The following is a 26,100-nucleotide window of genomic DNA, read 5'->3' on the forward strand; positions in this document are numbered from 1 at the left end:
GGGGCTACTTCTTCGGTTTGTCGCTGGCGGCATCCGACGACAGCGCGGCGACGAATGCCTCCTGCGGCACCTCGACCCGGCCGATCGTCTTCATCCGCTTCTTGCCTTCCTTCTGCTTCTCGAGCAGTTTGCGCTTACGGCTGATGTCACCGCCGTAGCACTTGCTCAGCACGTCCTTGCGGATGGCTCGGATGTTCTCGCGCGCAATGATTCTCGCGCCGATGGCAGCCTGGATGGGCACCTCGAACTGCTGACGGGGAATGAGTTCCTTGAGCTTGGTGGTCATCTTGTTGCCGTAGGCCGAGGCCCCGTCCCTGTGCACGATGGCACTGAACGCGTCGACTGCCTCACCCTGAAGCAGGATGTCGACCTTGACCAGGTCGGCCTCCTGCTCGCCGGCCTCTTCGTAGTCGAGGCTGGCATAGCCGCGGGTGCGCGACTTCAGCGAATCGAAGAAGTCGAAGATGATCTCGCCCAACGGCATCGTGTAGCGCAGCTCGACCCGCTCCGGCGACAGGTAGTCCATGCCGCCGAGTTCGCCGCGCCGCGCCTGGCACAGCTCCATGATCGTGCCGATGAACTCGCTCGGCGCGATGACGGTGGTCTTGACGATCGGTTCGAAGACCGAGCGGACCTTGCCCTCCTGCCAGTCCGACGGGTTCGTGACGATCAGCTCGGTCCCGTCGTCCTTCACCACTCGGTACACCACGTTTGGCGCAGTCGAGATCAGGTCGAGGTCGAACTCGCGCTCGAGGCGCTCGCGGGTGATCTCCATGTGCAGCAGGCCAAGGAATCCGCAGCGGAAGCCGAAGCCGAGCGCGACGGACGTCTCGGGCTCCCACACCAACGCGGCGTCGTTGAGCTGCAATCGCTCGAGGGCGTCGCGGAGGTTTGGGTAGTCCGAACCGTCCACCGGATACAGCCCCGAGTAGACCATCGGACGGGGTTCCCGGTAGCCGGTCAGTGCTTCGGTGGCACCGTTGCGGAAGGACGTCACCGTGTCGCCGACCTTCGACTGCCTGACGTCTTTGACGCCGGTGATCAGGTACCCGACCTCGCCGACGCCGAGACCGTCGCTTGGCTTGGGATCGGGTGAGACGATGCCGACTTCCAGCAGCTCGTGGGTGGTGCCGGTCGACATCATCTTGATCTTCTCGCGCGGGCGCAGCGTGCCGTCGACGACGCGGACGTAGGTGACGACGCCGCGGTAGATGTCGTAGACGGAGTCGAAGATCATCGCCCTGGCGGGCGCGTCGGCGTCACCAACCGGTGCGGGGACCAGCCGGACGACGGCGTCGAGCAGCTCGCGGACGCCGACGCCGGTCTTGCCGGAGACCCGCAGGACGTCCTCGGGCTCGCACCCGATGATGTGGGCGATCTCCCCGGCGTAGCGATCCGGGTCGGCGGCGGGCAGGTCGATCTTGTTCAGCACCGGGATGATCGTCAGGCCCCGGTCGAGCGCCAGGTACAGGTTCGCCAGCGTCTGCGCCTCGATGCCCTGGGCGGCGTCGACGAGCAGCACCGCGCCCTCGCAGGCCTCGAGCGCACGCGACACCTCGTAGGTGAAGTCGACGTGACCTGGGGTGTCGATCAGGTGCAGGACGAATTCCTGACTCGTTCCGCCCACCGTGCTCGTCCAAGGCAGCCGAACGTTCTGCGCCTTGATGGTGATGCCGCGCTCGCGCTCGATGTCCATGCGGTCGAGGTACTGGGCGCGCATGTCACGGTCTGCGACGACGCCGGTGATGCCGAGCATCCGGTCGGCCAGCGTCGACTTCCCGTGGTCGATGTGCGCGATGATGCAGAAGTTCCGAATCTGCGCCGGCGCAGTAAACGTCTTGTCGGCGAAGCTGCTGATGGGAATCTCCTGGTGAGGGTACGTGGCAGCGGCGCTGCGCTCGTTCAGGATATCGAGCCGCCACCTCATCGACACAATCGCGCCCGGGCAGGCTCACCTATGCTCGACTCCATGGCTCCTCAGTTGAGTCCGTGGCAGCGGATTGTGCAGACCACCGAAAGACTGGTGTTCGACGAGGCCCCGAGGATCATTCGACAGCTGCAGAACCCCGAGACGGTGCCGCGCACCCTCGGACAGGGCATCCGGTTGGGCATCGACGTGGGTCTCAGCGTCATCGCCGCCACGCAGCAGCAGCAGCCGCCTCAGCAGGCGATCACCGCGGGCCGACCGGTCACGAAGAACAGCGCCCCCACCGCGCGGCGGGCGCGCAAGATCTCCTACGCCCCGGACCTTGACGGCCAGGCCGACCCCGGCGAGATCGTCTGGACGTGGGTCGCCTTCGAAGAGGATCCGTCGCGCGGCAAGGACCGGCCCGTATTGGTGGTGGGCCGCGACAGCACGACCCTGCTCGGGCTGATGCTGTCCAGCCAGGAGCGTCACGGCGCCGATCGCGCGTGGGTCGCAATCGGAAGCGGCAGTTGGGATTACGAGGGCCGCGCCAGCTGGGTCAGGCTCGACCGCGTGCTGGACGTGCCGGAGGAGAGCATCCGACGCGAGGGCGCGATCCTCGAGCGCGAAACCTTCGAGGTCGTCGCCACGCGGTTGCGGACCGACTACTCCTGGCACTAGTCAGCGCGCGGCCCGCCACATCGGGATCAGCGTCGGCCCGCCCGGCGGGGTGATCTCGCCGGTGATCTCGAACCCGAAGCGTTGGTAGTAGGGCACGTTGTCCGGCTTGCTCGATTCGAGGTACGCGGGCGCGTGCTCGGCGTCGCAACGGTCCAACCGCGAATTCATCAGCGCCTGCCCGTACCCCTTGCCGCGGACGTCGGGATCACTACCGATGAACGCGAGATACCAGTGCGGCTCCTCGGGGTGAGACTTCTTCATCATCTCCTCGATGACGAGGCCGCGCTGAAGCGACCGGCCGAACGCCCAGATCAACCCCGGCATGGCCCGTAGTTCCTGCGTGCGCGTCGCCCGCCACGCACCGGGCGGAGCCCACACCGCCGCGGCGCCGATCCCGCCGGCGCCGTCGGGGGCGACCTCGACTCCGCCGTTGGCGAGGTGGTGATGACGGACCATCGCGGCGAACAGCGTGGACAGCTTGCGCCTGCGCGCCTCGGCGTCGGGCAGCATCCAACACATCACGGGGTCGTCCAGGAAGGCCCTCCCCAGCGTCTTCGACAGGGCTCCGACGTCGGCGCGGGTCGCGGTTCGCGCGTGCACGGCGTCCATGCTCTCACCCCTGTGTGATGTAGGCCGCCAACTGTTCGCGCTCGGCCTGCAACTCCTCCATCCGGGTCTTGACCACGTCTCCGATGCTGACGATGCCCGCCAACCGACCGTCGTCCAGGACGGGAACGTGCCGTACCCGGTGGGTCGTCATCACTGCACTGAGCTCGTCGAGCGAGTCGTCGGGCGAGCACGTGACCAACTCGCTGGTCATGATGTCGGCGACCCGACGTCCGAGGGCATCCGCACCATGTTCGTGCAGCATGCGCACGACGTCGCGTTCGGACACGATGCCGACCAGCCCCTCTGGGCCGACGACCACCATGGCTCCGACGTTGCGCCCGACCAGGCCGCCGATCAGCTCACTGACCAGGGTGTCCGGTCTGATGGACAGCACCCCGGCACCCTTGTTCCTCAACACGTCTGCGATACGCATGCCGCTCCCTTGGTGACGTGGATCACACCAGGCTAGATCCGATCACCGACGGAACACAACGGCCATGACGCCGGTTGCTATGCCACATGACCGAAACAGTGACGCTTGGAGACGACCTGACAGTCAGCGCCATCGGCTTCGGCGCCATGGCGTTGACACCGGTGTACGGCGAGGTCGACGACGCCGAATCGCTGGCGACGCTCAACCGCGCCCTCGACCTTGGCGTGACGTTCCTGGACACCGCGAACGTGTACGGCGGCGGCGCCAACGAGCGCCTCATCGCCGAATTGCTCGCCACCCGGCGCGACGAGGTCACCCTGGCCACCAAGTTCGGCATCGTCGGCAACCCAGCCGACCGTGCCGCGGGCAAGCCGGCCGCACGTGGTGACGCCGCCTACGTCAAGCAGTGCATCGACGAAAGCCTCGGTCGCCTGCGCACCGACGTCGTCGACCTCTACTACATGCATCGGCGCGACCTCACGGTGCCGATCGAGGAAACCGTGGGCGCGATGGCCGAATTGGTCGCCGCGGGCAAGGTTCGCCATCTGGGGCTGTCCGAGGTGACGGCCGACGAACTGCGGGCCGCCGTCGCGGTGCACCCGATTGCCGCAGTCCAGAGCGAATGGTCCATTTGGAGCCGCGACGTCGAACGCCGGGTAGTCCCGGCCGCCGCCGAACTCGGGGTCGGATTCGTCCCGTACTCGCCGTTGGGTCGGGGCTTCCTGACCGGCACCGTCACCTCGGCCGCCGATCTGACCGAGTCGTCGGACTTCCGGCGCAATCTGCCACGGTTCTCGGCCGAGGCTCTCCAAGAGAACCTGGCGGTGGTCGAGGTGATCCGCACCGTCGCCGACGAACGCGAGGCGACGCCCGCCCAGATCGCCCTGGCCTGGCTGCGCTACCGGGCCGACGAGCTCGGGGTGGCGTCGGTCCCGATCCCCGGCACCCGCCGGGCGGCGCGGGTGCAGGAGAACTTCGATTCGCTCGACGTGGCACTGAGCGACGACCAACTCGCGCGACTCGACGCGGCGGCCGACGCGGTGTCCGGCAACCGATTCGCCGACCCCACGTGGATATCGGCCGGCCGGGAATGAACGTCAGTCCTCGACCGGCCGCATTCTGCGGAGAGCGACGGCGAGATCGTCGAACGCCCCGGCTTGGGCCCGAATCCGGTCGATGTCGCCGGGCCGCTTGAGAAGTCCGCGAACGGCGAGGGTGGCGACCTGCTCGCCGACGCGCACCGCGTCGGCGGTGCGGTCGCCCGGATCGGCGTACAACCGGGTGCGTTTCTGGGCACCCTCGTCGAAGTTCAGCAGCAGCTCCGCGGTCTGAACCCTGTCGCAGTCGACGAACCTACCCTCGCCGATCCCTGCCCCAATCAGGTCGACGACCCACTGGGTGAGCCGCTCGTAGTCCGTCCAGAATTGATGGAAGTCGGCGCGCTGCCGGTGGGCGATTCGTTGAATCTCGTTGAAGTCGATCGGTGACATCGCCAGCTGCATGGTGTCGAAGCGCAACAGCCGGTAGAGCTTCACCGCCGGTGAGCCGGACCCCGCACCTACCTCGGCGATGAAGTCCAGTGGCGCCCGGTTCACGGCAAGCGTCTCCTGCAGCAACTGCTCCTTGTTGCGGAACCAGTAGTACAGCGACGACTGCTGCAGACCCGCCGCTCGGGCGACGTCGCTCATCGTCGTCTGCGCATAACCCTTCTCCGAGAACAGCTTCGTGGCGGCGTCGACGATTCCGGCGCGTGGCGCCCTTCGCCGTGGCGTCGACACGGCTAGCTCAGCGGGGCTTGTTCGCGGTGCGCGCGTCGAACCATCTCCGCGGCCGCGTCGACCACGTCGCGCCACAACTGGACACCGAACTCCGCCGAGGCCCGCGACGGGTGCCCGGTGACGCCGTTGGTCGACACGTGCGCGAGCGCATAGCGGAAGACGGTGCCCGCGGTGCGGTCCGGATCGTCGGCCCCGGCCAGCGCGTCGGCGTCGACCAGTTCCGGCCGCAGCGCCATGACCAACGACGTCTCGGCGGCGTTGGCGTGCCAGTCCACGGCGTCGGCCGTTGCGTGCGCGGCGATTTCGGGAGTCAGCTCCCACCACTGCATGACGCCGATGCGTCCGTCGGGAAACTCTCGCCGGAATTCGTCGCACGCGATCCACAGGGCTGCCGCATTGCCGACGTGCCCGTTGACGAACAGCAGACGCTTCACCCCGGAGGCCACGCACGCCCTGGCGACGCGAAGCGCGGCCGCCGCGGTCTCGGTGCCGCTGGCGGCGACGGTCCCCGCCAACGTCGTGCCGTGAAAGAAGCTGGCGCCGTACGCAATCGGCGACAGGACGACCGCGAGATCGCCCGCGGCGGCGTCGGCGAGTGCGGCGGCGATGATCGTGTCGGTCCCGACCGGCAGATGCGGGCCGTGCTGCTCGGTGGCCCCGACGGGGATCAGCCCGACGCAGTCGGGATCGGCCGCGACTCGACGTGCGAGCTCGGTCGACGTCAACTCCTCCCAGCGGTGACTCATCCGATCACCAGAATCTCAGGTAGCGATCGGTCTCCCAAGACGACACGTGCGCGGTGAAGGAGTCCCACTCCGCCCGCTTCTCGCTCACGTAGGAATCGAACATCGCGTCACCGAACACCTTGCGCACCAACGGGTCCGATTCGAGGGCGTCGACCGCCTCGCCGAGTGAACGCGGCAGCCAGCCGATGCCGCGCTCGGCGAGGTCGCGCTCGGACACGTCGTAGAGGTTGTCGCGGTTGGGATCGCCGGGATCGAGCCCCTCCCGGATTCCCTCCAGCCCCGCTGCAAGCACCAGCGCGGCGCCGAGATACGGGTTGCTGGCACTGTCGGCGGCCCGGCACTCGACGCGTCCGCCACCTCTCGGAATGCGCAGCATGTTGGTGCGGTTGTTGTCGCCGTAGCAGGCGAAGATGGGTGCCCAGGTCAGGCCGGACATGCTGCCCTGCTTGACCAGTCGCTTATAGCTGTTGACCGTGGGCGCGATCACCGCGCAGATCGCCGAGGCATGGCGCAGCACACCCGCGGTGAATTGATAACCGAGAGTGGACAGTCCGCATCCGCGCGGGTCGTCGTCCTCGTCGAAGAGGTTGACCCCGGCCGAGTCGGCGAACGACATGTTGTAGTGAGCGCCGCTGCCCGTCCGGTCGGCGAACGGCTTGGGCATCCACGACGCGAACAGGCCGTGCTTGCGGGCGATCTCGCCGACCATCATGCGGAAGAACACCAGCCGGTCCGCCATCGTCACGGCGTCGGTGTAGGTGAAGTCGGTCTCGAACTGGCCGTTGCCGTCCTCGTGGTCGAACGAGTAGACATCCCAACCGAGTTCGTTCATGGCCGAGACGATCTCGTCGACCACCCCGTAATTGTGCAGCATCGTGCGCAGGTCGTAGCACGGCTTGACCAGGTCGTCGTCGAGACTGGCCGGTTGCGGGATGCCGACCCGGTCGTCGGTGAGCAGGAAGAACTCCGTCTCGATCCCCAGGTTGAAGGTGTACCCCAGGGTCGCGGCGTCGGCGGTGACCCGCTTGAGGATCTGCCTGCTGCACGCCTCGAACGGGGTGTCCCCGACCCACAGATCCCCAGGGAACCAGGCGATCTCGCGGTTGAACGGAGCGATGATGGCGGCGTCGAGATCGGGATGGGGTGCGACCTCGTCGTCGTTGACGTCCTGCGGGACGCCGTCCAGGGCGGCGCCGGTGAACATCTCCGACCCGCGGGCGGCCTGGTCGAGGTGGTTGAGCGGCACCATCTTCGCCTTCGGCTTGCCGTGTACGTCGACGAAGCTGATGGCCGCGTACTTCACGCCTGCCGCGCCGAGGCGTTCGGCGACTTCGGCGGTCCGTCCAGTGAGCGTGGTGACGATGGTTCCTCCTCGTTCCGGTGATGACGGTGTTGACGCTATGGGCCGACTGTTGCGGATCTGTTTCACCGCGGTAAATGAGGTATCGAAGATTGCTGGCTACCGGTCCCGGTGAAATCGCACGTCAGAGCGGTACAGATCTAGCCAGCCAATGGGCTATTGAAAGGCGTCAAGAGACACGCCGATCCGGTCCGACCGATAAGGCAGCGCGACCGATCAAGATCGCGTAGGTATGACGTCATGATCGAAGTAACCCTGCTGGGTACGGGCAGCCCGATGATCGACCCCAACCGCGCCGGACCGGCCACGCTGGTGCGGGCCGGCGGGCAGACCTTCCTGGTCGACGCCGGCCGCGGGGTGCTGATGCGGGCGGCCGCCGTCGGCGTCGGCGCCGCGGACGTCACCGCTCTGCTGCTGACGCATCTGCACAGCGATCACATCACCGATCTCACCGACGTCATCACCACGCGGTGGATCACCACCTTCACCCGCACTCCCCTACGGGTGATCGGGCCGCCGGGAACCGCCGCCGTCGTCGAGGCGATCCTCGCCGCGCTCGCGCCGGACATCGGCTACCGCATCGGCCACCACGCCGACATCACCGAACCGCCCAGCGTCGAGGTGGAGGAGGTCACCGACGGGGTGGTGTGGGGCCAAGACGGCGTGCGAATCTCGGTGGGACCCACGGACCACCGGCCCGTCGAGCCGACGATTGGCTTTCGCGTCGAATTCGACGGCGCCTCAGTGGTTCTGGCCGGCGACTCGGTGCCGTGCGCGAGCCTGGACGCGTTGACCGCCGGCGCGGATGCCCTGGTGCACACCGTGATTCGCAAGGACCTCATTCAACTGGTGCCCAACCAGCGCCTGCGGGACATCCTCGACTACCACTCCTCGGTGGAGCAGGCGGCGAATACCGCCGCCCGGGCCGGCGTCGGCACGCTGATCCTGACGCACTACGTCCCGCCGTTGGCCCCCGGCCAGGAGGACGCCTGGCGGGCGCTGGCGGCCACCGAGTTCGACGGCCCCGTCGAACTCGGCGACGACCTGCACCGCGTGGAGGTGACGGCTAGGCCAGCCGGGTGATCTCGACGATGACGTCGAGGTCGGTCGAGCCCTCACCCGAGTAAATGCCCTTGAGCGGCGTCACGTCGTGGTAATCGCGACCGACCCCCACGCTGATGTACTGCTCGCTGATTTCCTTGTCGTTGGTGGGGTCGTAGTGCCACCAGCCGCCCGTCCACGCCTGAATCCAGGCGTGACTCTGACCCTCGATGGTGTCGCCCACCTTGGCCTTGGCGTTGGGGTGTAGGTACCCCGACACGTAGCGCGCTGGAATTCCCATGCTGCGCAACACGATCAGCGTCAGATGCGCGAAGTCCTGGCAGACGCCCTTGCCCTCGCGAAGCGCGTCGAGCCCAGAGGAGTGCACGCCAGTGGTCCCCGGCACGTAGGCGAGCTCCGTGTGCACCCACTGAGCCGCCTCGATCACCGCTTGCTGCGGATCGTGATACTTGGCGATGCGCTCACCGACCCGGGTCAGGCGCCTGCTGGCCGGGGTGAACTCCGACGCCGTGAGGTACTCGTCGAACTTGTCCCTGACCGCCGCCGAATCCAGGTCCTCCCACGTGAACTTCTCCTCGGGCACTTCGCCCTTGTCGGTCTCGACCACCGAGGAGGCCGTCACCTCGAGTTCGGCGTGCGGGGCGTGCAGGTCGAAAGCCGTTACGGCCGTTCCCCAGTAGTCGACGTAGCGGTAGGACCGCGTGGCGGGCACCGTCTCGATGCGGTTGAGGACGACGTTCTGCCGGGAGTCAGATCTCGGCGTCAGCCGGGCTTCGTTGAACGACGCGGTGACCGGCGACTTGTAGGCATAGCCGGTTGCGTGAACCACTCGCATACGCCACATGTCTCAGACCTCGCCCTCTTCGATGACCAGCGAACCGTTGCGACCCGCGTCGGTCCAGGCGACCCACGGCGCCGAGTAGAAATACTCCTGCGCCAGGGCCTCACCGACTTCGGCGCAGGTGACCTGCAGCGCACCGAGGCGTTCGTCGAGGGACTCCAGCAGCACGCCCGACCGCAGGAACTCCAGCTCGCTGCGGGCGCGGCCGAGCAGACGCTGCGCCTCGGCGGTCGCGCCGACGCGGTTGAGCCTGCGATGGTGCAGTTCGTCGAGGCTGTGTTCGGCGAGCCGCAGCGAGTACATCACCGAGCGCGGGAAGAGCCGGTCGAGCATCATGAACTCGACCACCCGGCCGGCGTCGAGCACACCGCGGTAGGTCCGGAGGTACGTGTCGTGCGCACCGGCCGACCGCAGCACCGTCACCCAGGCAGGCGACGACGCGCTGTCGCCGACACGCGACAGCAGCAGCCGCACGATCATGTCGACGCGCTCGATGGCCCGCCCCAGCACCATGAACCGGTACCCGTCGTCACGGGACAGCGTCGAGTCGGCCAATCCGGCGAACTGCGCCGCGCGACCCTCGATGTAGGACAGGAATTCGTGCGGGCCCAGACGCCTGGCGGCGCGCTCCCGCTCCGGAAGCGCGTTGTAGGTCGTGTTGAGGCACTCCCAGATTTCGGTCGAGGTGACTTCCCGTGCGCCGCGGGCATTTTCGCGGGCCGCCGAGATCGAGTCGACGATCGAGCAGCCACCTTCGGTGTCACGGCTGAACGCGACGAGGTCGGTCAGCGACCACAGGTCGAGTTCGGTCTTCGGCGGTTTGATGCCGAGCACCTTCAACAACGTGCGGGACGCCTGATCGGGGTCGACGCTGGAGTCCTCGAGGAGTTGGTGGACCGTGACGTCGAGGATGCGAGCCGTGTCGTCGGCCCGCTCGACGTAGCGGCCGATCCAGTACAGCGATTCCGCGTTGCGTGCGAGCATCAGTTCACCGCCTGCTGCTGTTGTTGCTGCTGCTGTTGTTCCTGCTGACCCTCGAGGGGTCCGAGCGCCTGCGATTGCGTCTGCGGCTGAGCGGGCCCGTCACCGTTGCGCTCCTTGACCGGCTTCGACTTGGGAAGGGCGCGAACGACTTCCGCGGCGGCAAGCTCGCGATCGGCCACCGACGTCCGCGACGCCAACACCCAGGTGTCCTTGGAACCACCACCCTGGCTGGAGTTCACGACCAGCGACCCCTCGGGCAACGCGACGCGAGTCAGGCCGCCGGGCAGCACCCACACATCGTCACCGTCGTTGACCGCGAACGGACGGAGGTCGACGTGCCGCGGCGCGAGCTCGTCGCCGATCTGCGTCGGCACGGTGGAGAGCTGCACCACGGGCTGGGCGATCCAGCCACGCGGATCGGCGCGCACCTTCTTGGTGATGGCCGCCAGCTCCTTCTCCGTGGCGCTCGGACCGAAGACGATGCCGTAGCCACCGGAGCCCTCGACGGGCTTGATGACGAGTTCGTCGATGCGGTCGAGCACCTCCTCACGCTCGTCGTCGAGCCAGCACCGGAAGGTGTCGACGTTGGCCAGTGACAGCTTCTCGCCGAGGTAGTACTCCACGATCGTCGGCACGTAGCAGTACACCAGCTTGTCGTCGCCGACGCCGTTGCCGACCGCGCTGGAGATCACCACGTTGCCGGCGCGCGCGGCGTTGAGGATCCCCGCGACGCCGAGCACCGAATCGGGCTTGAAGTGCATGGGGTCGAGGTACTCGTCGTCGATGCGGCGGTAGATGACGTCGACCTGACGGTCGCCCTCGGTGGTCCGCATGTAGACGGTGTTGTCGCGGCAGAACAGGTCGCGGCCCTCGACAAGCTCGACGCCCATCTGACGCGCCAGCAGCGAATGCTCGAAGTACGCGGAGTTGTACACACCCGGGGTGAGCACCACGACCGTCGGATCGGCCTCGTTGGAGGCCGCCGCGTTGCGCAGCGCGCGCAGCAGGTGCGACGAGTAGTCGCCGACCGCGCGCACCCGGTGGGTGGAGAAGAGGTTCGGGAAGACCCGAGCCATCGTGCGCCGGTTCTCCATGACGTAGGAGACGCCCGACGGGGACCTCAGGTTGTCCTCGAGCACCCGGAACGTGCCCTGGCCGTCGCGCACCAAGTCGATGCCCGCGACGTGGATGCGCACGCCGTTGGGCGGGACGATGCCCGCCGCCTCGCGGTGGAAGTGCTCGCAGGAGGTGATCAACCGCCGCGGGATCACGCCGTCGCGGAGGATCTCCTGATCGCCGTAGATGTCGTCGAGGAACATCTCGAGCGCCTTGACGCGCTGCTTGATGCCGCGCTCCAGGCGCGACCACTCGGCGGCCGAGATGACGCGCGGCACCAGATCCAGCGGAAAGGGCCGCTCCTGCCCCGAGAGCGAGAACGTAATGCCCTGGTCGACGAACGCGCGCCCGAGCGCCTCGGACCGCGCGGCGAGTTCGGAGGCGTCCGACGGGGCGAGTTCGGCGAAGATGCCCTTGTACGGCCCACGGACGTTGCCCTGCGCGTCGAACATCTCGTCGAAGGCCTTGGAATAGTTTCCGACGTTGTTGTAGCCGCCGAAGATTCCGTCGTGACGTTTGGACGAGGAGGCGGTCTTGCGACCCGTTCGGGCGCCGTCCGCGGGCAGGGTTCGAAGGCTCACCTGTGACATGCTGCCCCAACCGTCCAATTTCGGCAGGCCAGACCCCTCCACTTTGGGGATTTGCCCGGCGCGCTGGTAACCTGACCTGTCGCTGCCCGCAGGGTTACCTGCCGGGCGCATCCCACTTCAGCTGACATCAGAAGGAACTTACGCGTGGCCAATATCAAGTCGCAGAAGAAGCGCATCCTCACCAACGAGACCGCGCGCCTGCGCAACCAGTCGGTGAAGTCCGCTCTGCGTACGGCTGTCCGCGGCTTCCGCGAGGCGATCGACGCTGGCGAGAAGGACAAGGCAGCCGAGCTGCTGTCCACCACCAGCCGCAAGCTCGACAAGGCCGCCAGCAAGGGCGTCATCCACAAGAACCAGGCGGCCAACAAGAAGTCCGCTCTGGCGCAGGCCCTGCACAAGCTCTGAGCTAGTGCCCCCCGGCCAGTTCGGCCACCTTCCGCACCGCTGACTCGAGCGCATAGTCCGAGTCGGCGGCTGCGCCCTTGACGTCCGCGTTCAGTGCCGCCACCAGGCGCATCGCCTCGGCCACCGAATCCCGCGTCCACCGCCTCGACTGCCGCTGCACCTTCTCGACTCGCTTCGGAGGCATCCCCAGTTCGCTAGCCAACTGGTACGGACTTCCCGACTGCGGTCCGATGCGGGCAATGGCGTGGACCGCCTCGGCCAGCGCATCGGCGAGTACGACATGCGGTTCCCCGCTGATCATCGCCCACCGCAGGGCTTCGGCCGCACCCGAGACGTCCCCCGACACCGCCATGTCCGCGATGTCCCATCCCTTGATCTCGGCCTTGCCGGAGTGGTAGCGACGCACTGCCGCGGCGTCGACCTTGCCGTCGGTGTCGGAGACCAATTGCGAGCACGCCGCCGCCAGTTCCCTGACGTCGGAACCGACGGCGTCAACCAGCGCGGTAACCGTGTCGTCGGACACCTTCACCTTCAAGTCACGGAACTCACGGCGCACGAAGTCGACGCGTTCGTTGGGCCACTTGATCTTGGCGCACGGGTACACCTCGGCCCCCAGCTTCTTCAGCTGGTCGGCCAGCGCCTTCGCGCGGCCGCCGCCCGAGTGCACGACGACCAGCACGGTTCCCGGCTGCAGATCCGCCGCCGCCTCGGCGATCAGTGCCACCGCGTCCTTACCCGCCTCGGCCGCCGCCTCGAGCACCAGGACGCGTTCGTCGGCGAACAGTGACGGGCTGAGAAGTTCGGCGAGCTCGTTGACGCTGACCTCACCCGCGCGCATGCGGTCGACGGGCACGTCATGGGTGCCAGCCTCCTTGCGGGCGGTCCGCAGCACCGCGGCGATGGCGCGGTCGACGAGCAGATCTTCATCGCCAAGGACGAGGTGCAGTTGGCTCACGCCACGATGGTGTCACGCCGCACCGACGGTCCACGCCACCAGGCACACCCCGGCCCCGACGACCGCGATGCGTCCCCACTTCCAGCGCCACAGCGCCACCGTGGCCAGGCCCGCGACCGCCACTGTCACCACCCCCGGCCACCCGGACGGGGTGGTCACCACCGCGCCTGGCATCGCCGACGCCCATGACGCGACGTGGGTCAACCACCACAGCTCGGGGCCGGTGAATCGAATCATCAGCTCGGCCGCGGCGGGCCACGGCGTCGTCAGCACCGCCGCGCCGGTCCCGATCACCGTGATCGGCGGAATCACCGCGGCGACGGCGAGATTCGCCAGCACCGACACCATGCTGAAGGTGCCCGACATGCCGGCCACCAGCGGCGCCGTGACCAGCTGGGCCGCGGCGGCGACGCTGACCGCCGCCGCCAGCGGTTGCGGCCAGCCACGGTCCACGAGACGGCGAGCCCACCCCGGCGCGACCACGACCAGGGCGGCGGTCGCCGACACGGACAGCGCGAACCCGACGTCGACCGCGAGTTCCGGTGCGGCCACCAGAAGCACCAGCACGCAGGCGGACAACGCGGGGATCGCCTGCCGTCGGCGCTTCGACAGAACGGCGAACAAGGCGATGGACCCCATCACCGAGGCCCGCAGCACGCTGGCCGACGGTTGCACCACCACGACGAACGCGATCAACGCCACCGCGGCAAGACCGACCGCGACCCGCGGCCCGACCAGCCCCGCCGTCAACAGCACCGCCCCGCAGACGATGGTGACGTTGGCACCCGACACCGCGGTCAGATGGGTCAAGCCCGCGGCGCGAAACTCGTCCTCGACGTCCTCACTCACGGCGGAGGTGTCCCCCAGCACCAGCGCGGGCAACATCGCCGCCTGCTCGCCGGGCAGCACCGTCCGTGCCGCCTCGGCGAACCGGGCGCGGACGTCGGCGGCCGCCCGCTGTACCAGGCTCGCCGTTCCCCACCGGGGGGCGCCGGTCGCGGTCAACACCGCCACCGACAGGTCGCGCCGCATTGGCACCGAGATGCGAGCTCGGAACGCCGCGGGCCTGCCCGCTGTGACGTCGCCGTAGTCGACGCCAGAGGCGAACACGACGACGCGCCCCGTGGTCTGCCGGCCGTCCAGCGACACGAGTTTGGCGCGGAACATCATTCGCATGCCGCGCAGGATGCGTGGCGACTCGCTCGGCGTCACCACCACCGCCGCGGTCGTGCCGTACCGGGACACGACCGGATGGTGCTCGACGTCGTCCACCCGCAGTCCGACCACGACCGCGAAGGCGACGCCGACCGCCGCCACGGCGACGACCACCGACCAGACCATGCGCCACCGCCACGCGATCAGCGCCGCCACGAGGACGGCCACCGCCGCGACCATCACGGCCGCCGCCCCACCCCACACGATGCCGGCTGCGGTGACCGCCCAACTGGTCAGCGCGCTGGGCACCAGGCGAACGTCGGGAACGGTGGCGAACGTCGGGAACGGCACAGCGGACGTCACACCCGGACCAGGCCGCGCAGCTTCTCCAGACGCGCGGGGCCGATACCCTCGACCTCCCCGAGTTGGTCGACGCCCGCGAACGAGCCGTTCGCGTCCCGCCATGCGACGATCGCCGCCGCCGTGACCGGACCGACCCCGGGCAGGGCGTCCAACTGCTCGACCGTCGCGGTGTTCAGGTCGACGGGTTCCCCTGTAGCCGAACCCTTCTCGCCCGGCGGCGGTGACGGCGCCGCGCCCGTCGGCGAGGTTATCGAACTGCCCATCGCGGGCGGGGCACCCAGTGGTGACGACAGACCCACGACGATCTGCTCCCCGTCGCCCACGCGGCGCGCCATGTTGAGTCCGACGAGGTCCGCACCGTCGAGCGGGCCGCCGGCGGCGGACAGTGCGTCGGCGATGCGGGCACCGGCGCCGAGCGTCACCAAACCGGGTTGGTGCACCAGTCCCACGACGCTGACGGTGACCTCGCCGGCGACCGGGGCGACCGGCGCCGTGGACGACACCATCTGTACCGGAGGCAGTTTCGCCGACGTGATGGCCGGTCCGTCGTCGCGGGTGAGCGTGAACACCGTCACCAGGACGGCGACGGCGCCGACGATGCCGAGGCCGACCACGCCCGCCCGACCTGGGTCGGCGCGTACCGTCGCGAGCCACCCCGCCGCCTTGCCCGAGGTGGCCTCGGGAAGCCAGCGCGACAGAGACGTGTCGGACTCCTCGCCGTCGGGGGTGCCTTCGGAGGCCTCCTCGTCGGGCACGCGTGCCCCGGAGAGTCGACGTTCCGCCTCGAGGATGGGTCGTTCGGTGCGCATGCCGTGACGGTAGGCGTGGCCGTGGACGTCATCGCCCCGCCAGCCGGCCGACGGTCACCGGCTGTGGATGAAGTTCGAACTGTGGACTACTGCCAGCCGTCTGAGCGCCAGCACACCCAGTCGATCTCCACCAGCGCACCGACCGCGAGTCCGGTCACCCCGACGCACGTCCTGGACGGCAACCGGTCGGGAAACCAGGCGGCGTAGGCCACGTTGAACGCGTCGTAGTCGTCCCAGTCCATCAGGAACGCGCGGACCGACACGACGTCGGCCAGCCCGCCGCCGCAGAGTTCGGTGACGCGCAGCAGGTTGCGCAACACCTGGTCGGTCTGGGCGGCCACCTCGGTGCCGACGACGGCGCCGTCCACCCCGGTCGGCATCTGGCCGGTGACGTAGAGCGTCTGTCCCGCGGCGGTGGCGTGCACGAAGGGGGCGACTCCCGGCGGGACGCCGTCGGCGGGAGTGAAGGTGAATGCGCGGATGCCGGTCATCCGGCGACCCGCCAACTCGGGAAGCACCGTTTGTCGATCCGGCCGTGGACGCCCTGGCGTTGGTCGACGACCTGGGTGACCGTGAAGTCGACGGCGACCGACATGAACGAGTACGCATCCGCAGCCGTCAAACCGAAGTGTCTCTGCAAGACGTCGAGTGTCCTCATTGCAGCCGCCTTCATCGCATCGTCGAGGGTGTCGCCGAAGCCGTGCACCACCATGTCCGTCGACGTCTCCAGAACCGGCACCGTGAACGGTAGATCACGGCGAATCGTCACGCGCAACAGCCCGTTCAGCGACGCCTCCAGTGCGGTCCCGCTGACCTCTCCGTCACCCTGGGACACGTGTGGGTCACCCACTGACAGCAGCGCGCCCGGTACCTGAACGGGGAAGTACATTCGTCCGCCCGCGCCGATCCGCCAGTCGTCGACGTTGCCGCCATGATCGCCGGGCGGCACCGACGACACCCGCTCCGGTTCGACGGGCGCCACCCCCATCGTGCCGAAGTGCGGCCGCAGCGGGATGACGACACCTGGGAGCGCAGGCTCACGGGCCGCGGCGTCAGGGGTCACGATCGTGCCCGGCTGGTCGGCCAGTGGGGTCGTGGTCCAGTCGTAGCCGAAGACCGCGCGTCCCAGCAGTGCGTCGCAATCCAATTCGTAGATCGTGACGCGTTCGCCCGGAACGACGTCGTAGAGGTGACCCCAGTGCGCGGCGAGATTCGAACCGTATGGCAGCCGTGGGACGGCTTCCAAGATGTCCACCTGGAGAACGTCCCCCGGTCGAGCACCCTCCACGGCAATGGGGCCGGTAAGCAGGTGCGGTCCCGGCCCACGGTCGGTGACGGAGGCGAACACGGCCGCGACGCCGTCGTCCATGAGCAAGTCGGGAGCGTCGCCGGCGTGATGGGTCAGCGTCTCGATCTGGATCAGGTCACCGGACGCGACGACCACTGCCGGGGGCAACCGCGGGTCGAAGAATCCCCAGTGCACCGTCGACGGCGTGGCGGGTAAGAAGTGGTGCATCCGGCGATCATGCCAGCGGACGAGCACCTCGGCGCGGCGACGAAGTCGAGGATTCGGCCCGCCAGTGCACACCTGGCGAATAGTGTTCACCCATGACTTCGAAGACCCCGCTCCGGGTGATCCAATGGACCACCGGCAACATCGGGAAGCGTTCGCTGCACGCCATCATCGGTCGCGACGACATGGAGCTGGTCGGCGTGTACGCCCACGGCGCCGACAAGATCGGAGTCGACGCCGCCGACCTCGCCGGACTCACCGAGCCCACGGGCGTCACCGCGACCGACGACGTCGACGCCCTCATCGCCCTGAAGCCCGACGCGTGCTGCTACAACCCGCTGTGGCCCAGCGTCGACGAGCTGGTCCGTCTGCTGGAGGCGGGCGTCAACGTCTGCTCGAGCGCCGCCTGGATCACCGGCGGCAAGCAGAGCCCCGAGGACCGGGAGCGAATCGAGAAGGCTTGCATCGCAGGAAATTCCACGATCTTCGGCAGCGGCGCCCATCCCGGTATGACCAACATGGTCGGGATGGTGCTGTCGGGAGCGTGCGAGGACGTCGACCAAATTCGGATCACCGAGTCGGTGGACTGTTCGACCTACGAGTCAGCGGGCACCCAGGCGGCCATGGGCTTCGGCCAGGACCCAGAGACGCCGGGTCTCGCCGAGAGCGTGCGACGCGAGAGCGAGGTGTTCGCCGAGTCGGCGGCGATGATGGCCGACGCGATCGGCGCCACCCTCGACAAGCTGACCTTCGACGTCCAGTTCACCACCGCCACCGGCGATTCCGACCTGGGCTTCATGCAGATCCCCAAGGGCACCGTCGGAGGCGTCTTCGGCTATCACCGCGGCTGGGTCGGCGAGAAGAACGTCGTCAGCGTGGGATTCAACTGGACGATGGGCTATCACGTCACCCCGCCGAAGCCGCTGGAACACGGTCACGTCATCCAGGTGTTCGGTACCCCCAACATGCGTACCGTGCTGCATTGCCTGCCGCCCAAGAACTGGACCGAGCCGGGTTTCATGGGTCTCGGGATGATCTACACCGCGATGCCGGTGACCAACGCCGTCCCCGCGGTGGTCGCCGCGGCACCGGGGATCGTCACCCTCAAGGACCTGCCGCCCGTTACCGGACGCGTGCGGCGAGCCTGACCACGCCCGCTCCGTCGAGGTCGGCCAGCGCATCCGGGCGGCCGGCCATGATCATCAGCAGCGCCTCCCCGGTGCCCCGCACCTCGGGGCCCTTGCCGTGCGACCAGTCGGCGTCGGTGGCGACGAGCCGCACCCCGCGGGCGCGCCACGCGCCGCGGATCGTCGGCGCATAGCGGACGAAGTCCAACGCCGCGCACAGACGGTCGGCGGGAATCTGACGAGGCAGCCGCAGCGGCCGCCGGATGTCCTGCTGGTGAATCATGTTGTCGGTCAGCGCTACCCGGCCGCCGAAGCCGCCACCGAGACCGTGCGGTTCGGCGTTGTCTCGCAGGATGCCGACGAGCCGATCCGTCGGGAGATCACCCAGCGCGGCGACCGCGAGCGCGTTGATGCGGTCGGTTTGCAGGCGACCCTTGACGAACCGGGTCGCCAACTCGCGCGCCGTCAGGCCTTCGAAGCTGACGCAGTGCGCTGCGACGTCACGCACCGACCACCCCGAGCACAGCGACGGGTGTGCCCACTGCTCGGGCGTCAGACCGCTCAGGAAGTCCGCGAACTCCTCGCGCTCCCGGCGAGCCAGGTCCAGTACCGTCACCGCGCCCCCTCAGTCGTCCAGCGTCACGCAGACTCCGACCGCTCCCCCGCCGACGTGCACGGAGAGCACCGGACCCATGTCGGTGACGGACATCGAATTCACCTGCGGCAGACGGGTCGTCAGCGCCGCCCCGATTTCCGCAGCGCCGTCGTGGTTGTCGACGTGGTGCACGGCGAGCGTGGCCGGATGGTCGCCGACGACCTCGGCCACCGCGTCGACCAACGCCGCATGCGCCTTGGACACCGTGCGGATGCGCTGGGACAGCACCAACCGGCCGTCCACGTCGAGGCACAGCAACGGCTTCAGCGACAGTGCCGTCCCCAACCACGAAGCGGCAGTGCCGATCCGGCCACTGCGCCGCAGGTTGTCGAGCTTGTGGACGACGATGAACGCATGACCGCGGGGCACCGCCGCTCGCGCCGCGGACTCGACCGCGTCGAGGTTTCCGCCGTCGGCCGCCGCCCGCGCCGCGGCCAACGCGACGAACCCGACACCGGCTGCCGCCGAGCGTGAATTCACGACGCGCACGGCGGAACCGAATTCGCGGGCCGCCCCAACGGCCGAACTGAACGTGCTCGACAGCGCCGCGGACAGGTGCACCGCGACGACGCCGTCGCCCCCGCTGTCGGCCAAGGCTTGCCGGTAGACCTCCGACAAGTCGGCAGGCGTGGCACCCGCGGTCGTCGCGTGCGGCTTGTCGTGGACGTCGTAGGGCACGTCGTCGACTTGGTCGAGCAGGTCAAGACCGTCGACCAGCACGTGCAGGGGAACCTGCCGAATCCCCCACCGCTGCAACAGGTCCGGGCCGAGCCTGGCCGACGAGTCGGTGACCACGGTGACCGCCACGCTCAGCTGCCCGAGTCCACGGTCGTCACGCCCGCCTCGGCGAGACCCTTCATCATCAGGTCGGCCACCGCCTGGTGCGCCTCGAAGTTCCAGTGGATGCCGTCGGGGTTTCCTCGACCGCTCATCACCTCGTCGCCCACCGCCGCCTTGAGGTCGACGATCGGCACGGCGTGCTGCCGTCCCCAGTCGGTGATCGCGGCGACCATGGCGTTGCGCCACCGGTGGGACTTGCCGTAGGTCTCGGCAATGTGGACCGACGGGATGCACGCCACGAACGGGATGCCCGGCCGGTTGAAGTCGATTGCGGCGCGGGTCTGCTCGAGGTAGTCGGCGCTCAGGTTGGCGGGCAGCGCCGGCCGGGCCACCGGCGACAACCTCGGCTGCACCCAGCCGTATCCGTCGCGCGCCCACCGGCGAAACAGTGGCGGCCGCACGTAGCGGATCAACTCGCGAACGGCGGTCGGCAACGGCGACGGCAGCGAATCCATCCCGCACGTCGCGAAGACCACCGCACCGGCACGCGGCAGCGCCGCCCACGAGCGCGGATCCTGGATCGCCGCCCACCAGACGTCACGGCACGTCCAGCCGATGCGACCGATCAGCTCCAAATCCCAATCAAGTTGGGAGGCAACGATGTTCGGCCAGATCCGTGGGTCGTCGGCAGGTAGCCCGCCGGCCGGCCCGTAGTAGGACAGCGAGTCACAGAAGACGAGAAGCGTCTTGCGAGGGGTCTCGCTAGAGGACATCGTTGGCGACCTGGGCCGAGGCGTTCCACACGTCGAGCCGCCATCGGACGTCCCGCGGCGCCGCATCGTCGTCGGAATGTCCGGACAGCTGAACCCAACTCGCGTTGCCCATGCCGCCGAGCACCGGCCAGTTCTCCACCGGCAGGTCCAGCAGCGCGGCCGTCAGTGCGGCGATCAGCCCGCCGTGGGCCACCAGGACGACGGGCCGGTCCGAGGCACTCCCTGCGCCTGCGGAGCCCCAGTCGCCGAGCCCGGTGACGAGTTCGTCGACGACCGGCATGCTGCGCTCGGCCACGTCGACCCTGCTCTCGCCGCCGTGCGGTGCCCACCTGGCGTCGTCGCGCCACGCGAGGCGAGCCCCCGGCGCGACGCCGTCGACCTCGAGGTGCGTGAGGCCCTGCCAGTCACCCAGGTGCGTCTCGCGGAGCCTGGTGTCGACCGACACCGGCAGTCCGCTGAGTTCGGCGAGTGCCGTCGCGGTGTCCAGCGCGCGACGAAGGTCCGAGGACACGATCGTCAGCGGATCGCGCTTGGCCAGCACCTCGGCGGCCGCGGCCGCCTGTTCGCGACCGAGGGCGCTGAGGTCGGTGTCGAGTTGGCCCTGCATGCGGTTGCCTGCGTTGTACTCCGTCTGGCCGTGGCGCAGCAGCACCAGCCGCCGAACCCTCACTGGGTGTCCCCCTCGGCATCACCCGGTGCGTCCCGCACGGCGTCCAGGTCGACGGGGATCACCGGGCAGTCCCGCCACAGCCGGTCGAGGGCGTAGAAGTTGCGCTCGTCCTGATGTTGGATGTGGGCCACGATGTCGATGTAGTCGAGCAGCACCCAGCGACCCTCGCGCGTGCCTTCCCGGCGGGCGGGCTTGTACCCGGCCAGCCGCATCTTCTCCTCGACCTCGTCGACGATCGCGTTCACCTGCCGGTCGTTGGACGCCGAGGCGACGACGAAGCAGTCGGTGATGACGAGTTGGTCGGAGACGTCGATGACGACGATGTCGTCGGCGAGCTTGGCCGAGGCCGCCTGGGCGGCGATGGTGGCCATGTGGATGGCTTCTGCATTGGCGGTCATGCGTGGTGTTCCTTTGTCGCGTGAGCTGTCGCGGGATAGAGACCGCGCTTGGTGACGTACTGGACGACGCCGTCGGGTACCAGGTACCAGATGGGTCTGCCGAGTTCTGCTCGTCTGCGGCAGTCGCTCGACGAGATCGCCAAGGCCGGGACTTCGACGAGTTTGAGCGAATCGGCGGGTAGTTCCTTCATCGCCGCCGCGATGTGTTCGCCGTCGAGTTCGTAGCCGGGCCGGCTGACGCCGACGAAGCGCGCGAGGGCGAACAGGTGTTCCCAGTTCTGCCACGACAGGATCGAGCCGAGGGCGTCGGCCCCGGTGATGAAGTACAGGTCGGCGTCGGGATTGAGCGCGGCGAGGTCGCGCAGCGTGTCGGTCGTATAGGTGGCACCACCGCGGTCGATGTCGACCCGACTGACCGAGAACCGCGGGTTGGCAGCGGTGGCGATGACCGTCATCAGGTAGCGGTCCTCGGCGGCGGTGACGGTGCGGTCCCGCTTCTGCCAGGGCTGACCGGTGGGGACGAAGACGACTTCGTCGAGGTCGAAGAGGTCAGCCACCTCGCTTGCCGCGACGAGGTGACCGTGATGGATGGGATCGAACGTCCCGCCCATCACCCCCAGCCTGCGTCGAGTCACGAATAGGCAGCTTACGGGAGCGATCGGCGACGCCATCCTTCGCGCCGAACGTGGACTTGTGCCACGCCGCCGGACCGAACACCGTGGCAGAAGTCCACGTTCGGCGGGGAGTTAGACGGGAAGCAGCTGATCGATCACCGCGGCGAGCTGCTTGGCCGACCGGCACTCGTGCATCGGGATGACGCCGTCATACCGCGGCACCGCGGAATCGCCGCTGCCCCACAGGTGCTTGGGCTCGGGGTTGAGCCAGTGGGCGTGCCGGCTCGCGGCCACCATGTGGGACAGCAGGGCAACTTCCGGGTTGCGGTAGTTGTTGCGGCCGTCCCCGAGAACCAGCAGCGAGCTCCGCGGGGACAACACGCTCGGGTACTTGTCGAGGAACGACACGAACGCGTGCCCGTAGTCGGAGTGACCGTCGCGGGTGTACACCCCGGCCTCCCTGGTGATGCGCTGAACGGCGACGGCCAGGTCGGAGTCGGGACCGAACATCTCGGTGACCTCGTCGGTGGTGTCGATGAAGGCGAATACCCGGACCCGGGAGAACTGCTGACGCAGCGCGTTGACCAGGAGCAGCGTGAAGTGGCTGAAGCCGGCCACCGAGCCGGAGACGTCGCACAGCACGACGAGTTCCGGCCGGGCCGGGCGCGGCTTCTTCAGCACGACCTCGATCGGAACGCCACCGGTGGACATCGACTTGCGCAGCGTCTTGCGCAGGTCGATCTGTCCGGCCCTCGACCGTCGGCGGCGGGCGGCCAGCCGAGAGGCCAGCGTCCTCGCCAGCGGCGAGACCACGCGGCGCATCTCGCGAAGTTGCTCACCGGAGGCCCTGAGGAACTCCACGTTCTCGGCGAGTTGCGGAATGCCGTAGGTCTGGACGTGTTTGCGCCCCAACTGCTCGGCGGTGCGGCGCTTGGTCTCGGCCTCGACCATGTGTCGCAGCTGGGCGATGCGCTTGGCAGCCATCGCCTTCGCGATCTGCTCCTGGGTCGGGGTTGGCTCGTCGCCGTAGGGGGCCAACAGCCCGGCGAGGAGCTTGCCCTCGAGCTCGTCGAGAGCCATCGCCTTGAGCGCCTGATAGGACGAGTACGACGGCCCTCGACTTGAGGCGTACTTGCCGAACGCCTCGACGATTTGGGCAACCATCGCAGCCAGCCTGTCGTCGACCGTGGCCATGTCCTCGTTGCCCGCCAGCATCTCGACCAGCGCGGCCCGCAAGGCCTCGGCGTCCCTCGGCGCCGCCTCCCGTGGTTCGGACTCGTCGTCGGCTTCGTCGTCGACGACGGTGCGGGCACCGAGCGCGGCGGGGAACCACAGGTCGAACATCGCGTCGTAGGTGCTGCGGTGGTCCGGGCGTCGAAGCACCGCGCAGGCCAGTCCTTCGCGCAGCACGTCGCGGTCACCGAGACCGAGCACCGTCATCACCTGGCCCGCGTCCACCGTCTCCGACGGTCCGACCGCGATGCCGACGCCGCGCAGCGCTTCGACGAACTCCACCAGGTGTCCTGGGAAGCCGTGCGGCGCAAGGGGTTGCGGCGGGCTGGTGCGACGGACGGCCATCAGTTGAGCCTGAGCTCCCCGCTGGCCTTCACCTGGTCGGACTGGTGTTTGAGCACCACCCCGAGGGTGGCGGCGATCATCTCGTCGTCGATCGTGTCCATGCCGAGGGCCAGAACAGTCCGGCCCCAGTCGATGGTCTCCGCGACCGACGGCACCTTCTTGAGCTGCATGTCGCGCAGCACGCCGATGATGCGGACCAGCTCCTCGGCGATCTTCTCGGGAAGCTCGGGCACCCGCGACAACAGGATTCGCCGCTCCAGGTCGGGCGAGGGAAAGTCGATGTGCAGGAACAGGCATCGACGCTTGAGCGCCTCGGACAGTTCCCGGGTGGCGTTGGAGGTCAGCAGGACGAACGGCTTGCGAGTGGCAGTGATGGTGCCCAATTCCGGCACGGTGACCGCAAAGTCGGACAGCACTTCGAGCAGTAGACCCTCGATCTCGATGTCGGCCTTGTCGGTCTCGTCGATCAGCAGCACCGTCGGGTCGGTGCGGCGGATTGCGGTCAGCAGGGGCCGCGACAGCAGGAACTCCTCGCTGAAGACGTCCATCTTGGTCTGGTCCCAGTCGCCGGCAGTCGAGCCCGAGCCCGCCTGGATGCGCAGGATCTGCTTGGCGTGGTTCCACTCGTAGAGCGCGCGTGCCTCGTCGACGCCTTCGTAGCACTGCAGCCGCACCAGCCCGGACCCGGTGCACTCGGCGACGGCCTTGGCGAGCTCGGTCTTGCCGACGCCTGCCGGGCCCTCGACGAGCAGCGGCTTGCCGAGCCGGTCGGCGAGGAAGACCGCCGTCGCCGTGGCGGTGTCGGGCAGGTAGCCGGTTTCGGCGAGCCGGTTGGCGACGTCGTCGATGTCGGCGAACAGCGGGGCGGTGACACTCACGTGGTGGTTACTCCTAGCTAGGAAGGACGGGTGTGGCCGTCGGGTGAGCCCCACACGATCCACTTGGTCGAGGTCAGCTCCGTCAGCCCCATCGGGCCTCTGGCGTGCAACTTCTGGGTGGAGATGCCGATTTCGGCGCCGAACCCGAACTGCTCGCCGTCGGTGAAGGCCGTCGATGCGTTGACCATCACCGCGGCGGCGTCCACCCGTTCGGTGAAGCGTTGCGCCGCAGCCAGATTCGTGGTCACGATGGCCTCGGTGTGTCCCGTGCCGTACTCGTTGACGTGGTCGACCGCGGCGTCGACTCCGTCCACGACGGCGACCGCGATGTCCATCGAGAGGAATTCGGCGCGCAGTTCCTCCTCGGTCGGATCGAGGTGGACCGTGACGCCGGCGCCTTCGAGGGCGCTCACCAGCCTCGGCAGCGCAATGTCCGCGATCGCGGAGTCGACCAGCAGGGTCTCCGCGGCGTTGCAGACGCTGGTGCGACGAGTCTTGGAGTTCAACACGATTCGCTCGGCGACGTCGAGATCGGCGGCCTCGTGCACGAAGACGTGGCAATTGCCGACACCCGTCTCGATGGTCGGCACGGTCGCATCGCGGACCACGGCGTCGATGAGCCCGGCTCCCCCACGCGGGATGACGACGTCGACCAGTCCGCGGGCTTGGATCAGGTGCGTGACACTGGCGCGGTCGGCACTGGGCAGCAGTTGCACGGCATCCTCGGGCAACCCCTCGCCAAGCAGGGCCATCCGCAGCGCGGAGACCAGTGCCGCGTTGGACTGCGCCGCCGACGAGCTGCCGCGCAGCAGCGCCGCGTTGCCCGACTTCAGCGTGAGTCCGAATGCGTCGACCGTGACGTTCGGCCGGCCTTCGTAGACCATGCCGACGACTCCGAGCGGCACGCGTTGCTGACGGATCTGCAGACCGTTGGCCAGGGTGCTGCCGCGGAGCACCTCACCGACCGGGTCGGGCAGGCCTGCGACCTGTCGAAGACCGGACGCGATGCCCTCGACGCGCTGGGGGCTCAGCGCCAAGCGGTCCAGCATCGACTCGGGAGTGCCTGCGGCCCTTGCGGTGTCGAGGTCGGCGGCGTTCGCGGCCAGCACCTCGTGCACCCGTGCCAACACCGAGTCGGCCGCGGCGTGCAGCGCCCGGTTCTTGGTCTCCGTGTTCAACGTCGCAAGGGCGCGCGCGGCGACGCGCGCCCGCCGGGCGGCGTCGTGAATCTCGTCGCGCAGATTCGTGGTTGGAGGAGCCTCAACGCTCATTAGTGCAGCTTATCGAGGTATGCCAGGAATGGCCCCTTCGGGGTTACGGT

General features: G+C 68.5%; 28 protein-coding genes. 5 read left to right on the forward strand and 23 right to left on the reverse strand.

Annotated features, from left to right (window positions below; genetic code table 11):
* Positions 1-4 precede the first annotated feature (4 nt).
* A complete protein-coding gene (gene lepA / locus ASD37_RS18875) occupies positions 5-1,927 on the reverse strand; it encodes a translation elongation factor 4 (protein WP_056554585.1) in 1,923 nt (640 codons plus the stop codon).
* Positions 1,928-1,957: 30 nt separating this feature from the next.
* Between lepA and ASD37_RS18880 the strand changes: the two genes are divergently transcribed.
* Positions 1,958-2,587, forward strand: a complete 630-nt coding sequence (locus ASD37_RS18880) for a type II toxin-antitoxin system PemK/MazF family toxin (RefSeq protein WP_056554588.1) — start codon at positions 1,958-1,960, stop codon at positions 2,585-2,587.
* Here the strand turns inward: ASD37_RS18880 and ASD37_RS18885 are convergent, their stop codons facing one another.
* Entirely contained in the window at positions 2,588-3,196 is a 609-nt protein-coding gene (locus tag ASD37_RS18885) for a GNAT family N-acetyltransferase (RefSeq protein ID WP_056554591.1), read from the reverse strand.
* A gap of 4 nt (positions 3,197-3,200) precedes the next feature.
* The gene (locus ASD37_RS18890; RefSeq protein ID WP_056554594.1) at positions 3,201-3,629 is read right to left on the reverse strand and encodes a CBS domain-containing protein; all 429 of its coding nucleotides are present in this window, start codon (positions 3,627-3,629) and stop codon (positions 3,201-3,203) included.
* Positions 3,630-3,715: 86 nt separating this feature from the next.
* Between ASD37_RS18890 and ASD37_RS18895 the strand changes: the two genes are divergently transcribed.
* Positions 3,716-4,723: an aldo/keto reductase gene (locus ASD37_RS18895; RefSeq protein ID WP_056554598.1), complete on the forward strand. Its 1,008-nt coding sequence runs from the start codon at positions 3,716-3,718 to the stop codon at positions 4,721-4,723.
* Positions 4,724-4,726: 3 nt separating this feature from the next.
* Here the strand turns inward: ASD37_RS18895 and ASD37_RS18900 are convergent, their stop codons facing one another.
* The 3 genes from ASD37_RS18900 to glnT are packed head-to-tail and all read right to left on the reverse strand — an operon-like array spanning position 4,727 to position 7,516.
* Entirely contained in the window at positions 4,727-5,407 is a 681-nt protein-coding gene (locus tag ASD37_RS18900) for a TetR/AcrR family transcriptional regulator (RefSeq protein WP_235568466.1), read from the reverse strand.
* Positions 5,408-5,409: 2 nt separating this feature from the next.
* Positions 5,410-6,153, reverse strand: coding sequence for a creatininase family protein (locus ASD37_RS18905; RefSeq protein ID WP_056554600.1), 744 nt, complete (start codon positions 6,151-6,153; stop codon positions 5,410-5,412).
* Between the two features lie 4 nt (positions 6,154-6,157).
* Positions 6,158-7,516 carry a type III glutamate--ammonia ligase gene (gene glnT / locus ASD37_RS18910; RefSeq protein ID WP_056555471.1) on the reverse strand — a complete coding sequence of 453 codons (1,359 nt, stop codon included), beginning with the start codon at positions 7,514-7,516 and terminating at the stop codon, positions 6,158-6,160.
* 237 nt (positions 7,517-7,753) lie between these two features.
* Here glnT and ASD37_RS18915 point away from each other — a divergent pair, with 237 nt between their 5' ends.
* Positions 7,754-8,596 (forward strand): ribonuclease Z, encoded by an 843-nt coding sequence (locus ASD37_RS18915; protein WP_056554603.1) that lies wholly within the window; start codon positions 7,754-7,756, stop codon positions 8,594-8,596.
* Here ASD37_RS18915 and ASD37_RS18920 read toward each other — a convergent pair.
* Genes ASD37_RS18920 through ASD37_RS18930 form a run of 3 tightly spaced genes read right to left on the reverse strand, consistent with a single transcriptional unit; the run spans position 8,580 to position 12,106 of the window.
* Positions 8,580-9,419, reverse strand: a complete 840-nt coding sequence (locus ASD37_RS18920; protein ID WP_056554605.1) for a transglutaminase family protein — start codon at positions 9,417-9,419, stop codon at positions 8,580-8,582. The genes ASD37_RS18915 and ASD37_RS18920 overlap by 17 nt on opposite strands.
* 3 nt (positions 9,420-9,422) lie before the next feature.
* Complete coding sequence (locus ASD37_RS18925; protein WP_056554608.1) at positions 9,423-10,400, reverse strand: alpha-E domain-containing protein; 978 nt, start codon at positions 10,398-10,400, stop codon at positions 9,423-9,425.
* Positions 10,400-12,106, reverse strand: a complete 1,707-nt coding sequence (locus ASD37_RS18930; RefSeq protein WP_056554610.1) for a circularly permuted type 2 ATP-grasp protein — start codon at positions 12,104-12,106, stop codon at positions 10,400-10,402. Before ASD37_RS18930 ends, ASD37_RS18925 begins: the two co-directional genes overlap by 1 nt.
* Positions 12,107-12,250: 144 nt before the next feature.
* Between ASD37_RS18930 and rpsT the strand changes: the two genes are divergently transcribed.
* Positions 12,251-12,511, forward strand: a complete 261-nt coding sequence (gene rpsT, locus ASD37_RS18935) for a 30S ribosomal protein S20 (RefSeq protein ID WP_056554613.1) — start codon at positions 12,251-12,253, stop codon at positions 12,509-12,511.
* 1 nt (position 12,512) lies between these two features.
* On the opposite strand, the gene holA is transcribed toward rpsT, so the two are convergent.
* The 5 genes from holA to ASD37_RS18960 form a co-directional block, all read right to left on the reverse strand.
* Positions 12,513-13,457 carry a DNA polymerase III subunit delta gene (holA, locus tag ASD37_RS18940; protein ID WP_370073071.1) on the reverse strand — a complete coding sequence of 315 codons (945 nt, stop codon included), beginning with the start codon at positions 13,455-13,457 and terminating at the stop codon, positions 12,513-12,515.
* A 21-nt stretch (positions 13,458-13,478) separates the two neighbouring features.
* Positions 13,479-14,984 (reverse strand): ComEC/Rec2 family competence protein, encoded by a 1,506-nt coding sequence (locus tag ASD37_RS18945; RefSeq protein WP_235568467.1) that lies wholly within the window; start codon positions 14,982-14,984, stop codon positions 13,479-13,481.
* Positions 14,981-15,793 (reverse strand): helix-hairpin-helix domain-containing protein, encoded by an 813-nt coding sequence (locus tag ASD37_RS18950; protein WP_056554621.1) that lies wholly within the window; start codon positions 15,791-15,793, stop codon positions 14,981-14,983. Before ASD37_RS18950 ends, ASD37_RS18945 begins: the two co-directional genes overlap by 4 nt.
* An 86-nt stretch (positions 15,794-15,879) precedes the next feature.
* Positions 15,880-16,284, reverse strand: coding sequence for a RidA family protein (locus tag ASD37_RS18955; protein ID WP_056554624.1), 405 nt, complete (start codon positions 16,282-16,284; stop codon positions 15,880-15,882).
* Positions 16,281-17,309: an acetamidase/formamidase family protein gene (locus ASD37_RS18960; RefSeq protein WP_056555474.1), complete on the reverse strand. Its 1,029-nt coding sequence runs from the start codon at positions 17,307-17,309 to the stop codon at positions 16,281-16,283. Before ASD37_RS18960 ends, ASD37_RS18955 begins: the two co-directional genes overlap by 4 nt.
* A gap of 92 nt (positions 17,310-17,401) precedes the next feature.
* On the opposite strand from ASD37_RS18960, the gene ASD37_RS18965 reads away from it, so the two are divergent.
* Positions 17,402-18,454, forward strand: a complete 1,053-nt coding sequence (locus ASD37_RS18965; RefSeq protein ID WP_056554627.1) for a dihydrodipicolinate reductase — start codon at positions 17,402-17,404, stop codon at positions 18,452-18,454.
* On the opposite strand, the gene ASD37_RS18970 is transcribed toward ASD37_RS18965, so the two are convergent.
* The 9 genes from ASD37_RS18970 to ASD37_RS19010 form a co-directional block, all read right to left on the reverse strand.
* Positions 18,429-19,040: a maleylpyruvate isomerase family mycothiol-dependent enzyme gene (locus ASD37_RS18970; protein WP_056555477.1), complete on the reverse strand. Its 612-nt coding sequence runs from the start codon at positions 19,038-19,040 to the stop codon at positions 18,429-18,431. The genes ASD37_RS18965 and ASD37_RS18970 overlap by 26 nt on opposite strands.
* Positions 19,041-19,058: 18 nt before the next feature.
* Positions 19,059-19,895, reverse strand: a complete 837-nt coding sequence (locus ASD37_RS18975) for a DegV family protein (protein ID WP_056554630.1) — start codon at positions 19,893-19,895, stop codon at positions 19,059-19,061.
* A 2-nt stretch (positions 19,896-19,897) separates the two neighbouring features.
* Complete coding sequence (octT, locus tag ASD37_RS18980; RefSeq protein WP_056554635.1) at positions 19,898-20,641, reverse strand: diglucosylglycerate octanoyltransferase; 744 nt, start codon at positions 20,639-20,641, stop codon at positions 19,898-19,900.
* Positions 20,631-21,311 (reverse strand): glucosyl-3-phosphoglycerate phosphatase, encoded by a 681-nt coding sequence (gene gpgP / locus ASD37_RS18985; RefSeq protein WP_056554638.1) that lies wholly within the window; start codon positions 21,309-21,311, stop codon positions 20,631-20,633. The genes octT and gpgP overlap by 11 nt, the downstream gene beginning before the upstream one ends.
* The gene (gene rsfS, locus ASD37_RS18990) at positions 21,308-21,709 is read right to left on the reverse strand and encodes a ribosome silencing factor (RefSeq protein ID WP_056554641.1); all 402 of its coding nucleotides are present in this window, start codon (positions 21,707-21,709) and stop codon (positions 21,308-21,310) included. The genes gpgP and rsfS overlap by 4 nt, the downstream gene beginning before the upstream one ends.
* On the reverse strand, positions 21,706-22,329 hold the full coding sequence (gene nadD / locus ASD37_RS18995) for a nicotinate-nucleotide adenylyltransferase (RefSeq protein ID WP_255354926.1): 624 nt from the start codon (positions 22,327-22,329) through the stop codon (positions 21,706-21,708). The genes rsfS and nadD overlap by 4 nt, the downstream gene beginning before the upstream one ends.
* Before the next feature lie 126 nt (positions 22,330-22,455).
* Positions 22,456-23,901: a VWA domain-containing protein gene (locus ASD37_RS19000; protein WP_056554647.1), complete on the reverse strand. Its 1,446-nt coding sequence runs from the start codon at positions 23,899-23,901 to the stop codon at positions 22,456-22,458.
* Positions 23,901-24,779 carry a MoxR family ATPase gene (locus ASD37_RS19005; protein WP_056554649.1) on the reverse strand — a complete coding sequence of 293 codons (879 nt, stop codon included), beginning with the start codon at positions 24,777-24,779 and terminating at the stop codon, positions 23,901-23,903. The genes ASD37_RS19000 and ASD37_RS19005 overlap by 1 nt, the downstream gene beginning before the upstream one ends.
* A gap of 17 nt (positions 24,780-24,796) precedes the next feature.
* The gene (locus ASD37_RS19010; RefSeq protein WP_056554652.1) at positions 24,797-26,050 is read right to left on the reverse strand and encodes a glutamate-5-semialdehyde dehydrogenase; all 1,254 of its coding nucleotides are present in this window, start codon (positions 26,048-26,050) and stop codon (positions 24,797-24,799) included.
* Between the last annotated feature and the right edge of the window lie 50 nt (positions 26,051-26,100).

It is taken from the genome of Mycobacterium sp. Root135, from assembly GCF_001426545.1.
Classification (GTDB): domain Bacteria; phylum Actinomycetota; class Actinomycetes; order Mycobacteriales; family Mycobacteriaceae; genus Mycobacterium.

Coding starts and splice junctions, on each gene's coding strand:
- lepA (WP_056554585.1), bottom strand. CDS start 1,927: ATGAGGTGGCGGCTCGATATCCTGAACGAGCGCAGCGCCGCTGCCACG.
- ASD37_RS18880 (WP_056554588.1), top strand. CDS start 1,958: ATGCTCGACTCCATGGCTCCTCAGTTGAGTCCGTGGCAGCGGATTGTG.
- ASD37_RS18885 (WP_056554591.1), bottom strand. CDS start 3,196: ATGGACGCCGTGCACGCGCGAACCGCGACCCGCGCCGACGTCGGAGCC.
- ASD37_RS18890 (WP_056554594.1), bottom strand. CDS start 3,629: ATGCGTATCGCAGACGTGTTGAGGAACAAGGGTGCCGGGGTGCTGTCC.
- ASD37_RS18895 (WP_056554598.1), top strand. CDS start 3,716: ATGACCGAAACAGTGACGCTTGGAGACGACCTGACAGTCAGCGCCATC.
- ASD37_RS18905 (WP_056554600.1), bottom strand. CDS start 6,153: ATGAGTCACCGCTGGGAGGAGTTGACGTCGACCGAGCTCGCACGTCGA.
- ASD37_RS18915 (WP_056554603.1), top strand. CDS start 7,754: ATGATCGAAGTAACCCTGCTGGGTACGGGCAGCCCGATGATCGACCCC.
- ASD37_RS18920 (WP_056554605.1), bottom strand. CDS start 9,419: ATGTGGCGTATGCGAGTGGTTCACGCAACCGGCTATGCCTACAAGTCG.
- ASD37_RS18925 (WP_056554608.1), bottom strand. CDS start 10,400: ATGCTCGCACGCAACGCGGAATCGCTGTACTGGATCGGCCGCTACGTC.
- ASD37_RS18930 (WP_056554610.1), bottom strand. CDS start 12,106: ATGTCACAGGTGAGCCTTCGAACCCTGCCCGCGGACGGCGCCCGAACG.
- ASD37_RS18950 (WP_056554621.1), bottom strand. CDS start 15,793: ATGCGCACCGAACGACCCATCCTCGAGGCGGAACGTCGACTCTCCGGG.
- ASD37_RS18955 (WP_056554624.1), bottom strand. CDS start 16,284: ATGACCGGCATCCGCGCATTCACCTTCACTCCCGCCGACGGCGTCCCG.
- ASD37_RS18960 (WP_056555474.1), bottom strand. CDS start 17,309: ATGCACCACTTCTTACCCGCCACGCCGTCGACGGTGCACTGGGGATTC.
- ASD37_RS18965 (WP_056554627.1), top strand. CDS start 17,402: ATGACTTCGAAGACCCCGCTCCGGGTGATCCAATGGACCACCGGCAAC.
- octT (WP_056554635.1), bottom strand. CDS start 20,641: ATGTCCTCTAGCGAGACCCCTCGCAAGACGCTTCTCGTCTTCTGTGAC.
- rsfS (WP_056554641.1), bottom strand. CDS start 21,709: ATGACCGCCAATGCAGAAGCCATCCACATGGCCACCATCGCCGCCCAG.
- ASD37_RS19000 (WP_056554647.1), bottom strand. CDS start 23,901: ATGGCCGTCCGTCGCACCAGCCCGCCGCAACCCCTTGCGCCGCACGGC.
- ASD37_RS19010 (WP_056554652.1), bottom strand. CDS start 26,050: ATGAGCGTTGAGGCTCCTCCAACCACGAATCTGCGCGACGAGATTCAC.